Here is a 14,025-nt window from a genome sequence, read left to right as displayed (position 1 = left end):
CGGGTCGGGGCTTCCCCTGGCTGTGGTTCAGCCGGTCACGGGTAGCGGCGCGGGGTCCACGTGATCCGGGAGCCGTCGGGGCGCTCGGTGACCTGCGTCTGCGAGGAGCCGACCAGCAGGATCGTCCGCATGTCGACCTCGGCGGGCTCCAGTTCCGCGAGGGTGACGATCCGCACGGACTGCTCCGGGCCGCCCACGTCGCGGGCGACGACCACCGGGGTCTGCGGGTCACGCAGCTCCAGCAGCAGCTCGCGGGCCTGTGCCACCTGCCAGGTCCGGCTGCGCGAGCCGGGGTTGTAGAGGGCCAGCACCAGGTCGGCTGCGGCAGCGGCGCGCAGCCGCTCGGCGATGACCTCCCACGGCTTGAGCCGGTCGGAGAGCGAGACCGTCGCGTAGTCGTGGCCGAGCGGCGCGCCGGCCGCGGCGGCGGCCGCGTTGGCGGCGGTCACCCCGGGCAGCACCCGTACCGGAACGTCCTCGTACGCGGCCTGCCCGGCCACCTCCAGGACGGCCGTGGCCATGGCGAACACGCCCGGGTCGCCACCGGAGACCACGGCGACCCGCTTGCCGCGGCGGGCCAGGTCGAGGGCGAACTCGGCGCGTTCGGACTCCACCTTGTTGTCGGAGCCGTGGCGTACCTGGCCCGGCTTCACCGGCACCCGGTCCAGGTACGTGGTGTACCCGACCAGCACCTCGGCGTCCGCCAGCGCCCGCCGGGTCTGCGGGGTGAGCCACAGCGGGCCGGCGGGACCGGTCCCCACGACCACGACCTCGCCCGGCCCGGACGGCACGCTGCCCGGGTTGCCGATCCGGCTGGGCACCACGGCGACGGCGAAGTACGGCACGCTGTCGGCGTCGGTGTCGGCGAGGCTGCCCGTACGCTCGCCGGCCATCGTGGCGCGTTCCACGTAGCGGGCCTCGGCGAGCCGGCCGCTGTTCTCCATCGCACCGCGCACCGCGGGGAAGGTCCTGCCGAGCTTCATCACGACCGCCGAGTCGGTGGCGGCGAGGCGCGCGGTGAGCTCCTCCTCGGGGAGGGTCCCGGGGAGGATGGTCAGCACCTCCTCGCCCTCCACGAGCGGTGTGCCGAGCCGCGCCGCGGCGGCGCTGACGGAGGTGACGCCGGGGACGACCTCGGTCTCGTAGCGGTCGGCGAGCCGCTTGTGCATGTGCATGTACGAGCTGTAGAAGAGCGGGTCGCCCTCCGCGAGGACGGCGACGGTCCGGCCGGCGTCCAGGTGGGCGGCCAGCCGGGCGGCGGCGGACTCGTAGAACTCCTCCATCGCGCCCTGGTAGCCGCCGGGGTGGTCGGTGGTCTCGGTGGTGACCGGGTAGACCAGCGGTTCCTCGATGTGGCTCTCGCGCAGGTGCTTCGCGGCGATCGACCGGGCGATGGAGCGTCCGTGGCGGGCGCTGTGGTACGCGACGACGTCGGCCTCGCCGATGACCTCGACGGCCCGCAGCGTCATCAGGTTCGGGTCGCCGGGCCCCAGCCCGACCCCGTAGAGGCGTCCCCTGGGCGTGGTCTGCTCGGTGCTCATTCGGCCACGCTCGCGATGGCGTTGAGGGCGGCGGCGGCGATCGCGCTGCCGCCGCGGCGGCCGCGCACGATCAGGTGGTCCAGGCCGGAGGGGTGCGCGGCGAGGGCGTCCTTGGACTCGGCGGCGCCGATGAAGCCGACGGGCACGCCGATCACGGCGGCCGGGCGGGGAGCACCCTCCTCGATCATCTCCAGCAGCCGGAAGAGCGCGGTCGGCGCGTTGCCCACGGCGATCACCGACCCCTCCAGCAGGCCGCGGTCACGCCACACCTCGAGGGCGGCGGCGCTGCGCGTGGTGCCCATGCTGGCGGCGAGTGCGGGCACCGAGGGGTCGGAGAGGGTGCAGATCACCTCGTTGTCGGCGGGGAGCCGCTTGCGCGTGACGCCGCTCGCGACCATCTGCACGTCGCAGAGGATCGGCGCGCCGGCCTCCAGCGCGGCACGGGCGCGGAGCACCACCTCGGGCGTGTACCCGAGGTCCTGCGGAAGGTCGGTCATCCCGCAGGCGTGAATCATGCGCACCGCGACCTGGGCGACCGAGGCGGGCAGCCCGGAGAGGTCCGCCTCGGCGCGGATCGTGGCAAAGGACTGGCGGTAGATCGCGGCGCCGTCCTTCTCGTACTCGAACACGGTGTACTCGCTCATTTCTTCACTGCGACGTCGGACACTGCTTCGTCGGGCTCTGCTCGGTGGGGCTCTGCTGCGTGGGCTCTGCTGCGTGGGGCTGCGCCCGGTGCGGCCGTGGGCGGTGCGGCTCCGCCGCGTGGAACTCCGTCACGTGGGGCTCAGTCACCTGGGGCTCCGTCACGTCGGACACGGCTGTGCCGGCCCCGTTCCGCCGGGTGCCGCTGTCTTCGGTGCCCCGGTGGTGACCGCGTCGGGCTCCGGGGCGGCCGCGCGAGCGGCCGTGAGTGCGGCCTCCAGCTCCGGCCGTCCGGACAGGAGCGGGCCGCGGGAGGCGATCCGGTAGCCGTCCTCCGTGGCCAGTACGTCCACCCACCGCGTGCCGCGCGGATGTCCGCAGCGGCGTTCGCAGCCGGACCAGTGCACGGGCAGCGTCCCCCGCGTCCGCTCGACGACGGCGCGCGCGTCGGCCCGTACGTCCGCCGCGGACTTGGCACAACCGGGTCGCCCCGTACAGGCGGTGACGGACTGCCAGGAGCTGTCCGGGGAGACCACCAGACCGGCGCCCTCCAGCAGGGCCGGACCGTCGGTCCCGGGCGCCCGGAGCGGGACGTCCGGCAGGACGACGGTCCGCCAGGGGGTGATCCGCATCCCGGCGCCACGGTCGTCGAGCCGTACGAGCAGCCGCCACTGATCGGTGGTCAGCCGGCCGAACGGCGGCAGGACGCACAGCGGACCGCGCGGCCCGGATCCCGGCCCCCGGCCCCACGGCCGCGGCGGCGCGCAGTACGGCCAGTCCACCGCGGGCACGGGCGTCGCGTCGATGCCGGCGGCCGCCAGCCGTGCGGCGAACTGCGCGTCGTCCGGGGCGTGTTCGGCGGGCAGCTCGGCGACCCTCCAGGCCCGGGTGCCGGCGGCGTCCACGGCGTCGAGGAAGTGCACGGCGGCCAGCAGCGCGGCCCGCGGGGCGGCGTGCGCGGCGACGGCCACGGCGCCGGCCGCGGATCCGAACCGCACCAGGGCGCGCCCGCCGGCCGGGCCGGCCGGGAGGCCGAGCACGGTGACGTCCGGCTCCAGGGCGGCGACGTCGCCCCGGCCGTCGTCGAGGGCGAAGAGGAAGCGGCCCGAGAGGGCGGTGACCCGGGCGTCGGCGCACAGCAGCCGGTCCAGTTCGCGGACCCACGGCAGCACCTCCTGCGAGGTGGGCGTGGCCACGATGTTGCGTACGCGCTCGTGCGAGGGCGCGGGCAGCAGCCCGGCCGCGTCCAGCAGCTCGCCGAGACCAGCGCCGCACCCGTCGGCCAGGCCCCTCAGCTGCACGTTCCCGCGCGAGGTCAGCTCCAGGTGGCCGTCGCCGAACCGGTCGGCGGCGTCCGCGAGGAGGGAGGCCTGTCCGGCGGTCAGCGCGCCGCCGGGGATCCGGACCCGCGCCAGGTACCCGTCGTCCGCCGCGTGCAGCCGGAGCGCTCCGGGGCAGGCGTCACCGCGGTCCCGTATGACGGGTTCGTCCCGCGGTACGGCGGAGGGGGGCGTGGGCATGGCGGCGAGCATACCCACGATTACGACGCCCTGACCTGTGTCGGTCACCACCCCGGCCCACTTCCCCCTCCCGACCCCGCCCAGGTCCCGGCCCACGCCCCGACCCGGTTCCGGCCCGCTTCCCCGTCCGCGTCCCCGCCGATGTCCCGGCGTGCGGCCCCGCCCGGGTCCCCGGCCACTTCCCGGGCCCCGGCGCACGTCCCGGCCTCGCCGGACCCCTCCCCGCCCAGGTCCCGGCCCGGCCGGCCCGCATCACGCCCCGTCGGCGTCACCCGCCCCGTGCCCCCGCCCGGGGCCAGGGCGGAGCCCCGGGCGCACCGATGTCGGACCCCGCCCGCCGGACCCCTCCCGACCTGCCCGCGTTTGCCCTACGGCGGCCCGCGGGCAGAGGCCCAGGGGGCCACGCCGGCCCCGTACCGCCTCCCCCTAAGATGACCTTCCGGCGGGCCGCACGGTCCGCCGTCGCCGAGGACGGCGACATGGGAGGAAGCCCGGTGCGATTCCGGCGCGGTCCCGCCACTGTGAGCCCGGCACCACCCCGCCGGGCGAGTCAGGAACTCCCGCTGTCCTCACTGCCCGGGGCGCGGAAACCCCGAGGAAGGCCTGCCGCCGCATGATCCTGCTGCTGTCGACGTCCGACACCGATCTGCTCAGCGCCCGCGCGGCGAACACGGCGGACGGCCCCGTCCCGTTCCGGTTCGCCAACCCCTCCCGCCTTCCCCTCGACGACCTCCCCGGCCTGCTCGACGGCGTCGGCCTGGTCGTCGTACGCCTCCTCGGCGGCCTGCGCGCCTGGCAGGACGGCCTCGACCTGCTCCTGGCCGCCGGCCAGACCCGCCCGGTCGTGGTCCTGACCGGCGAGCAGGCCCCCGACGCGCAGCTGATGGAGGCCTCCACCGTCCCGATCGGCATCGCGGCCGAGGCGCACGCCTACCTCGCGCACGGCGGCCCGGCCAACCTGGGCCAGCTGGCCCGGTTCCTGTCCGACACGGTCCTCCTCACCGGCCACGGCTTCGAGCCGCCCGCCCCGGCCCCCACCTGGGGCCCGCTGGAGCGCACCCCGGCCGCGCTGCCGGAGACCGCCCTCGAGGTCGCGGTCCTCTACTACCGCGCCCACCAGATGAGCGGGAACACCGCCTTCGTCCACACCCTCTGCGACGCGATCGAGGCGCACGGCGCCCGCCCGGTCCCGCTCTTCGTGTCCTCCCTGCGCACCCCGGAGCCCGAGCTCCTCCAGGTCCTCGCCTCCGCGGACGCGGTGATCACCACCGTCCTCGCCGCGGGCGGCACCAAGCCCGCGACCGCCTCCGCGGGCGGCGACGACGAGTCCTGGGACGCTGGCGCGCTCGCCTCGCTCGGCGTGCCGATCCTGCAGGCCCTGTGCCTGACGGGTTCGCGGGCCGCCTGGGAGGAGAACGACGAGGGCCTGTCCCCGCTGGACGCCGCCACGCAGGTCGCCGTGCCCGAGTTCGACGGCCGTCTGATCACCGTCCCGTTCTCCTTCAAGGAGTTCGACGAGGACGGCCTGCCCGCCTACGTGGCCGACCCCGAGCGCGCCTCCCGCGTCGCCGGGACGGCCGTGCGGCACGCCCGGCTGCGCCACGTCGAGCGCCGCGACAAGAAGGTCGCGCTGGTCCTGTCCGCGTACCCGACCAAGCACTCCCGCATCGGCAACGCGGTCGGCCTGGACACCCCCGCCAGCGCCGTGGAGCTGCTGCGCACCCTCGTCGCCGGCGGCTACGACTTCGGTCCCGCCGCGGACATCCCCGGCCTGGTCTCGGGCGACGGCGACGAGCTGATCCGCGCCCTGATCGAGGCCGGCGGCCACGACCAGGACTGGCTGACCGAGGAGCAGCTGGCCCGCAACCCCGTCCGCATCCCGGCCGCCGACTACAAGCGCTGGTACGCCGAGCTCCCCGCCGAGCTGCGCGAGAGCGTGGAGGAGCACTGGGGCGAGGCCCCGGGCAACATGTTCGTGGACCGCTCCGCGAACCCGGAGGGCGACATCGTCCTCGCCGCCCTGCGCCGCGGGAACCTCCTCGTCCTCATCCAGCCGCCGCGCGGCTTCGGCGAGAACCCGATCGCGATCTACCACGACCCGGACCTGCCGCCGTCGCACCACTACCTGGCCGCGTACCGCTGGATCCAGGCGCGCGCGGAGGACGGCGGCTTCGGCGCCGACGCGATGATCCACCTGGGCAAGCACGGGAACCTGGAGTGGCTGCCGGGCAAGAACGCGGGCCTGTCCGCGGCCTGCGCCCCGGACGCCGCGCTCGGCGACCTGCCGCTCATCTACCCGTTCCTCGTCAACGACCCGGGCGAGGGCACCCAGGCCAAGCGCCGCGTGCACGCCACCCTCGTCGACCACCTGGTGCCGCCGATGGCGCGCGCGGAGTCGTACGGCGACATCGCTCGGCTGGAGCAGCACCTGGACGAGTACGCGCAGATCTCCGCCATGGACCCGGCGAAGCTGCCGGCGATCCGCGCGCAGATCTGGACCCTGATCCAGGCGGCCAAGCTCGACCACGACCTCGGCCTGGCCGAGCGTCCCGACGACGACGGCTTCGACGACTTCCTGCTGCACGTCGACGGCTGGCTGTGCGAGGTCAAGGACGCCCAGATCCGCGACGGCCTGCACGTGCTCGGCGGCGCGCCGACCGGTGGGACCCGGGTCAACCTGGTTCTCGCGATCCTGCGCGCCCGCCAGATCTGGGGCGGTACGGAGGCCCTGCCCGGGCTGCGCGAGGCGCTCGGCCTCGACGAGTCGAAGGCCACCCGTACCTCGGCGGACGCCGTCGAGGAGACCGCCCGCGCCCTGGTGCAGGCCATGGAGGACGCGGGCTGGGACCCCGCCGCGGTCCCCGCGGTCGCCGCGGACCACAACGCCGACGTGGCCGCCGTCCTGGCCTTCGCCGCCCGCGAGGTGGTCCCGCGCCTGGCGGGCACGACCGACGAGATCGCCCACGTGGTGGCGGCCCTGGACGGCCGTTTCATCCCGGCGGGCCCCTCCGGTTCCCCGCTGCGCGGTCTGGTCAACGTCCTTCCGACCGGCCGCAACTTCTACTCGGTGGACCCCAAGGCCGTCCCCTCCCGCCTCGCGTGGGAGACGGGCCAGGCCCTGGCCGAGTCCCTCGTCACCCGCTACCGCGAGGACCACGACGGCGAGTGGCCGGCCTCGGTGGGCCTGTCGCTGTGGGGCACCAGCGCGATGCGCACGGCCGGCGACGACGTCGCCGAGGCCCTCGCCCTGCTGGGTGTCCGGCCGGTCTGGGACGAGGCCTCGCGCCGCGTCACCGGCCTGGAGCCGATCCCACTGGTGGAGCTCGGCCGTCCGCGCATCGACGTCACGCTGCGCATCTCGGGCTTCTTCCGCGACGCCTTCCCGCACGTCATCGGCCTGCTCGACGACGCGGTCCGGCTCGCGGCCTCGCTGGACGAGCCGGAGTCGGAGAACCACGTCCGCGCCCACGCCCAGGCCGACCTGGCCGTCCACGGCGACGAGCGCCGCGCCACCACCCGTATCTTCGGCTCGCGCCCGGGCACGTACGGGGCCGGCATCCTGCAGCTGATCGACTCCCGCGACTGGCGTACGGACGCCGACCTCGCGGAGGTCTACACGGTGTGGGGCGGGTACGCGTACGGCCGCGGCCTGGAGGGCCGCCCGGCCCGTGACGAGATGGAGACGGCGTACAAGCGCATCACGGTGGCCGCGAAGAACACCGACACGCGCGAGCACGACATCGCCGACTCCGACGACTACTTCCAGTACCACGGCGGCATGGTGGCGACGGTCCGCGCCCTGCGCGGCACGGCCCCCGAGGCGTACATCGGCGACTCGACCCGCCCGGAGACGGTCAAGACCCGCACCCTGGTGGAGGAGACCTCCCGCGTCTTCCGGGCCCGCGTGGTCAACCCCAAGTGGATCGAGGCGATGCGCCGCCACGGCTACAAGGGCGCCTTCGAGCTGGCGGCGACGGTCGACTACCTCTTCGGGTACGACGCCACGACGGGCGTGGTGGCGGACTGGATGTACGACAAGCTGACGGAGACCTACGTCCTGGACCCGGAGAACCGCGCCTTCCTGGAGGAGGCCAACCCCTGGGCCCTGCACGGCATCGCAGAACGCCTGCTGGAGGCCGAGTCCCGCGGCATGTGGGAGAAGCCGGACCCGCAGATCCTCGAATCCCTCCGCCAGGTCTACCTGGACACGGAGGGCAACCTGGAGTCCGAAACCGACTGACCCGGCCCGTCTCCCCTGACCCTCTCGGCAGACGGCCGGAGGCCGGCTCCCCGTTCCCGGGGAGCCGGCCTCCGGCCGTTCCGTGTCCCTCCCCCGGCGACCCGCCGCAATCCCTCGTAGGGGGGCATCGACACCTGCGGGTGGTTCGAACGCCGCGTCACGGAGTGGCGGCCGGGCCTCCCTTGGGGTTGCGGGCCGGGTCGCAAACCTGTGCGGGCTTTCGCTCCCCGGCTGCCGTGACGCCGCTCTGAGCAGCCACGTTCTTCCGGCGTCAGTGCCCCGCCGCAGCGCCCCGGGAGGAAGTTTGCGATCCGTGCACGTTCATGTGGTGTTCGACCCGGCACCGGCCGGAGGTGGCCGCGCATGAGGCTCCTCAAGCGGCCCGACGCCGTCCAGCCCGCCGTCTCGGACAGCGAGCGGCGCCTCTTCGGCGGGCCCCTGCGCTACGACGCCGGCTGGTCCCAGCACGAATACGCCCGCCTGGAGGGGCGGCTCCTGTCGACGCTGCGCTCCATGCCCCGCATGGTCGGCGGGACCCTGCGCCTGGCCTGGGACACCGACCGGCCCGCGCTGCTCACCGTCGCCGCCTCCGAGGCCGGGCAGGGGGTCACCTCCGCCGTGGGGCTGCTGGTCCTGAGCGACGTGCTGCGCACGCTGCTCGGCGCCGGCAGCCCGGCCGAGCGGCTGCACGCCGCCCTGCCCGCCCTGGCCGCGGGCGCCCTGGTCGCCGTCCTGGGCGCCGTCCTGGCCTCCCGGTCCACCGCGGCCGCGGGCCGGCTGGAGCCCAAGGTCGAGCGGGCCGCCTACGAGCAGTACCTGAAGGCGGCCGTCGAGGTGGAGCTGGAGGCCATCGAGGACGGGGAGTTCCGGCGGCTGCTGGACAGCGCCCAGTGGGGTCCGCCGTCGGCCCGCCGGACCGTCGGCGCCTGCGTGGCCACCCTCGGCGGGGTCATCTCCCTGATCGCCACCGCCGGGGTGCTGACCGTCCTGCACCCGCTCCTGCTGCCCCTGCTGCTGTTGATCGCGGCCCCCCGAGGCTGGGGCGCCATGCGCGTCGCCCAGCGCCGCTACCTGTCCGTCATCACCTGGGTCGAGCACGTCCGGGCCGCGCGGCTCATCGGCCAGCTGCTGATCTCGCGCACCGCGGCCCCCGAAGTGCGCGTGCACGGCGTCGGCCGCTACCTGCTCGGCCACTACCGCAACATGGCCGAGGTCGCCGAGACCGAGGCCACCCGCCTCGCCCGGGACAAGGCCGCGACCGAACTCCTGGCCGCCGCCCTCTCCGGCGCGGCGGCGCTCGTCACGTACGGGACGATGGGCGCGCTGATCGCCACCGGCCGGATGGACCTCGCCGTCGCCGGCACCGCCGTCATCGCGGTGCGCACCGGGTCGGCGAGCCTGGGCGCCCTGGTCGCGACCACCAACACCCTGCACGAGGAGTCCCTGTACGTACGGGACCTGGAGCGGTTCACGGCCGAGGCCGGGCGGCGCGCCGTCCCCGCCGGCGGGCTGGCGCTGCCCGGCCGGCTGGGCGCGGTACGGCTGCAGGACGTCCGCTTCCGGTACCCCGACCGGGACGAGCCCGCCCTCGACGGGGTGTCGCTGACGATCCGCGCGGGTACGGTCGTGGCCCTCGTCGGCGAGAACGGGTCCGGGAAGAGCACGCTGGTCAAACTGCTCGCGGGCCTGCACCTGCCCGACTCCGGATCGCTGACCTGGGACGGGGTGGAGGTGCGGGACGCGGACCGGGAGGCGGTCTTCGACCGGGTCGCCCTCCTCACCCAGGACTTCGAGCGCTGGCCGGTGACCGCGCGCACCAACATCTCGGTCGGCAGGCCGGGGGCGCGGGGTGCGGAGGAGGGGGTCGAGCACGCCGCCGAGGTGGTGGCCGCGGCCCGCTACGCGGGCGCCGACCGGATCGTCGGCAAGCTCCCGAACGGCTACGAGACCCTGCTCGCGAGGGTGTTCAGGGGGGCCTCGGAGCTGTCCGGCGGCCAGTGGCAGAGGATCGGGCTGGCGCGGACGCGCTTCCGCGACGCCCGTGTCATCGTCGTCGACGAGCCCACCTCGGCGCTGGATCCGGAGGCGGAGATCGCCGCCTTCGACAGCATCCGGGGCCTGGCCGGACCGGAACGGGCCGTGGTCCTCGTGACGCACCGGATGTCCGGGGTGCGCTACGCCGACGTGATCCACGTGCTGCACGAGGGGCGCCTCGTCGAACAGGGCGGTCACGAGGAGCTGATGGCGCTGGACGGCCGGTACGCGTCGATGTTCCGCATGCAGGCGGAGCAGTTCGACGGGCAGCCGCCCACCGTCCCCCGCCAGGCCGGGCCGGAACCGGCCCCCGCTCCCGCTCCCGCTCCCACTCCCGGCGAAACCTCCGTCACCTGATGCGGTGAACTTTCCCCCGTGCGCCGGGCGGCGCGGGTAGTGCCCTGCTGATCTCGTGCGGGGGCCGGACCACCGGTCCCCGCACTCTGGACGAAGGGCTCTGCTCGCCGTGACACAGCCGTTTCAACTGCCGGATTTCTACGTACCGTATCCGGCGCGACTGAACCCGCACCTCGAGGAGGCGAGGGTGCACACCAAGCGGTGGGCGCGCGGCTTCGGGATGCTGGAGGGTTCCGGCGTGTGGGAGGAGAGCGACCTCGACTCGCACGACTACGCGCTGCTGTGCGCGTACACCCACCCCGACTGCTCCGGCGACGCGCTGTCGCTGGTCACCGACTGGTACGTGTGGGTGTTCTTCTTCGACGACCACTTCCTGGAGACGTTCAAGCGCTCGCAGGACCGGGACGGCGCCAAGGCCTACCTCGACCGGCTCGCGGCCTTCATGCCGATGGACCTCGCCGACGGCTTCCCCGAGCCCACCAACCCGGTGGAGGCCGGCCTCGCCGACCTGTGGCGGCGCACGGTGCCCGCGATGTCGGCGGACTGGCGGGAACGGTTCTCCCTGTCCACCAGGAACCTCCTCGACGAGTCCATGTGGGAGCTCGCCAACATCGACATCGGCCGGGTGGCCAATCCGCTCGAGTACATCGAGATGCGCCGCAAGGTGGGCGGCGCCCCGTGGTCGGCCGGTCTGGTCGAGTACGTCAGCGCCGAGGTCCCGGCCCGCGTCGCGCACTCGCGCCCCCTGTGCGTGCTGCGGGACGCGTTCTCCGACGCCGTGCACATCAGGAACGACCTCTTCTCGTACGAACGCGAGGTCGCGCACGAGGGGGAACTCTCCAACGCCGTGCTGGTGCTGGAGACCTTCCTGGGCTGCACCACCCAGGAGGCCGCGGAGGTCTCCAACGACCTGCTCACCTCCCGGCTCCAGCAGTTCGAGCAGACGGCCCTCGTCGAACTCCCGCAGCTCGTCGCCGACCGGGCGCTGGACCCGGCGGAGACCGCGGCCGTCCTCGCCTACACCAAGGGGCTGCAGGACTGGCAGTCCGGCGGCCACGAATGGCACATGGTCTCCAGCCGCTACATGAACAAGGAGGCCCGCGCCACCTCGCGGTTCACCCTGCCGTTCCTGCCGTCCGGGCCCGGCACCGCGGCCCTGGACCTCGGGTCGGTCTTCACCAGGCGTTCGGCCGAGCTGCGGGCCCGGTCCTTCACGCACGTCCCCTTCGAGCGGACCGGCCCCTCGGTCGTCCCCGGCATCTACATGCCGCACCCGCTCCGGCTCAGCCCGCACCTGGCGCACGCCCGTGAGGAGTCCGTGGCCTGGGCGCGGCGGACGGGCCTGCTGGATCCGCAGCCGGGCGACCCCGGATCGGCGATCTGGACCGAGGAGCGGCTGCGCGGCTTCGACTTCGCGCTCTGCTCGGCCGGACTCGACCCCGACGCCACCCCGGACGAACTCGCCCTGAACGCCTGCTGGCTGACCTGGGGCACGTACGGGGACGACTACTACCCGGCGGTCTTCTCGCGGAGCGGGAACCTGGCGGGGGCCAAGGCGACGACATCCCGTCTGATCTCCCTGCTCGCGCTCGATCCCGCCGGGCGGCCCGAGCCGGCGACGGCGATGGAGCGCGGGCTCGCCGACCTGTGGGTGCGCACCGCCTCGGGCATGTCGCCGGCGCAGCGCGCCGAGTTCCGGGCGACGCTGGTGGAGATGCTGGAGAGCTGGGTGTGGGAGGTGGACAACTGCGTCCGCAACCGTGTCCCGGACCCGGTGGACTACGCGGAGATGCGGCGGCGCACCTTCGGCAGCCGGCTGACGATGTACCTGTGCCGGCTGGGGCACGAGGGGCGGGGCGTCCCGGAGGAGATCTACGCCTCGGGGACGATCCGGTCGCTGGAGAACGCCGTGGCGGACGCCGCCTGCCTGATCAACGACATCTACTCCTACCAGAAGGAAGTGGAGTTCGAGGGCGACGTGCACAACCACGTCCTGGTCACCCGGACGTTCTTCGGGATCGACTACCCGCAGGCCCTGCATATCTGCCATGCGCTGATGACGCAGCGCACGGAGGAGTTCGAGCACATCGTGGCCAACCAGCTGCCGTTGCTCTACGACGACTGGAAGCTCGGCCCGCAGGCCCGCTCGGCCCTGGACGCGTACGTGCAGGAGCTGCGGGACTGGCACGCCGGGATCCTCAACTGGCACGAGAAGGCCCGGCGTTACCGCCCCGAGGATCTGACCGCCGGGCCGGACGGCCTGTCCGCGGCGGTACGGGACCCCGGCTTCGGGATGGCGGCCGCCCGGCTCTCGCTGCGGACCCGGACCTGACCCGCACCTGACCCGCGCCGCACACCGGAACGAGGCCCGAAGGCGTGCCCCGGGCTCAGAACTCGTCGCCGGTGTGCGGCAGTACGGGGGTGCGCAGGGCCGCGTCCAGGGCGGCCGCGGCCCCCGGTACGTGCTCCTGCACGAGCCCCGCGGCGACGAGCTCGGTGACCCGGGTCCCGCCGAGGTAGCAGGCGGCCAGCTCGCGCACGTCCAGGGCCAGGTCGGCGGCGGCCGCGCCGGCGGGCTCGTACGACGTACCGTGCGGGCCCGCCCGGAGCCGGAAGCGCCCGGCGTTGGCGGGCATCCGGGCGTCGCGCAGCTCCAGCACCAGGTCCACGGGCGCGGCCCAGGACCGGGCGGTCAGGGCCCCGGCGACGTCGACGAGGCGCAGCCAGAGCGCGGGGAACTGGGCGGTGACCCGGACCTGGTCCCGGTCGGCGGCGAAGTGCAGCAGGGGGTCGTCCACCGGGCGGCCCCACGCCCGGACCCTGCCGGTGAGGTCGAGGGCGGTCACGCATTCCCACAGGGCGGCGGCGACCGCGGGGCCGTCCGCCTCCAGTTCGTCGACGCGGACCAGGCCCGGGGTGCGGGCGGGTCCGCCGTCGCCCTCCGGTTTGGTGCGGTAGACGACGTATCCGGCGACCGGTTCGCCGGGGTCGCCCAGTGCGATGATCCGCGGCGGGCTCAGTTCCTCGTCCTCCTCGTCCTGTTCGGTGAGCCACTCCTCGCGCCAGCGCTCCGGGCTGCGGGTGGGCCGGCCCGGACGGGCGGCGCGGGCGGCCTCGTGGTAGGGCCCGATCACGGCGACGGCGTCCTCGGGGTCGACGAACCGCAGCGGGCGCCGGTCCGGCGCGATGCGCAGGGCCAGCGGGCGGCTGGAGTCGATCTCCACGGTGGCCCCGGTGGTGGCACTGCCGTAGCCGAAACGGCCGTAGATCGCGGCCTCGGAGGCCCAGAGCGCGGCGAGCGGCCTGCCGCCCTCCGCGGCGCGCCCCAGCATGTGCGCCATGAGGCGGGTGAGCACCCCGCGGCGGCGGTGGGTGGGGGCGACGCTGACGAAGGTGAGCCCGGGGCAGGGCAGGTCCGCCCCGGGCACCGAGAGCCGGAAGTCGTACGCGGCCATGAAGCCGACCAGGAGGTCGCCGTCGTAGGCGCCGAGCCGGTCGCAGCGGCCGAGCAGCGCGTGGTGCCGCTCGCGCACCTCGGCCTCGGGCCGGTCGTGGAAGACCAGGTACGCGAGCTCCAGCGCACGGTCGATGTCGGACTCGGGTACGCCGCGGATGTCCACCATGATCGCGAGACTAATCGGTCATCGTGGACCAGTCACTCCAAATTGGCTCGTTCTGCGGGAACGGCCGG

Annotated in this window: 7 protein-coding genes and 1 riboswitch; of the genes, 3 read left to right on the top strand and 4 right to left on the bottom strand. The window is 74.5% G+C overall.

Annotated features, from left to right (window positions below; genetic code table 11):
- Positions 1-35: 35 nt before the first annotated feature.
- The 3 genes from ACPU2J_RS26990 to ACPU2J_RS26980 form a co-directional block, all read right to left on the bottom strand.
- Positions 36-1,541 (bottom strand): precorrin-2 C(20)-methyltransferase, encoded by a 1,506-nt coding sequence (locus tag ACPU2J_RS26990; protein ID WP_423834198.1) that lies wholly within the window; start codon positions 1,539-1,541, stop codon positions 36-38.
- A complete protein-coding gene (locus tag ACPU2J_RS26985) occupies positions 1,538-2,185 on the bottom strand; it encodes a precorrin-8X methylmutase (RefSeq protein WP_420079205.1) in 648 nt (215 codons plus the stop codon). Before ACPU2J_RS26985 ends, ACPU2J_RS26990 begins: the two co-directional genes overlap by 4 nt.
- A gap of 159 nt (positions 2,186-2,344) precedes the next feature.
- Positions 2,345-3,703 (bottom strand): cobalamin biosynthesis protein CobG, encoded by a 1,359-nt coding sequence (locus tag ACPU2J_RS26980; protein WP_423834197.1) that lies wholly within the window; start codon positions 3,701-3,703, stop codon positions 2,345-2,347.
- Positions 3,704-4,165: 462 nt separating this feature from the next.
- Positions 4,166-4,263, top strand: a riboswitch (cobalamin riboswitch).
- Between the two features lie 53 nt (positions 4,264-4,316).
- Between ACPU2J_RS26980 and cobN the strand changes: the two genes are divergently transcribed.
- From cobN to ACPU2J_RS26965, 3 genes are all read left to right on the top strand, one after another.
- Positions 4,317-7,943, top strand: coding sequence for a cobaltochelatase subunit CobN (cobN, locus tag ACPU2J_RS26975; protein WP_423834196.1), 3,627 nt, complete (start codon positions 4,317-4,319; stop codon positions 7,941-7,943).
- A 363-nt stretch (positions 7,944-8,306) separates the two neighbouring features.
- The gene (locus ACPU2J_RS26970; protein WP_423834195.1) at positions 8,307-10,334 is read left to right on the top strand and encodes an ATP-binding cassette domain-containing protein; all 2,028 of its coding nucleotides are present in this window, start codon (positions 8,307-8,309) and stop codon (positions 10,332-10,334) included.
- A 109-nt stretch (positions 10,335-10,443) separates the two neighbouring features.
- Positions 10,444-12,666, top strand: coding sequence for a terpene synthase family protein (locus tag ACPU2J_RS26965; RefSeq protein ID WP_420079211.1), 2,223 nt, complete (start codon positions 10,444-10,446; stop codon positions 12,664-12,666).
- Between the two features lie 55 nt (positions 12,667-12,721).
- Here ACPU2J_RS26965 and ACPU2J_RS26960 read toward each other — a convergent pair whose 3' ends face one another.
- Entirely contained in the window at positions 12,722-13,957 is a 1,236-nt protein-coding gene (locus ACPU2J_RS26960; protein ID WP_423834194.1) for a GNAT family N-acetyltransferase, read from the bottom strand.
- Positions 13,958-14,025 lie beyond the last annotated feature (68 nt).

This window comes from Streptomyces manipurensis, assembly GCF_049570255.1.
GTDB lineage: Bacteria > Actinomycetota > Actinomycetes > Streptomycetales > Streptomycetaceae > Streptomyces > Streptomyces manipurensis.
This window is presented reverse-complemented; position numbering and strand designations above follow the sequence as displayed.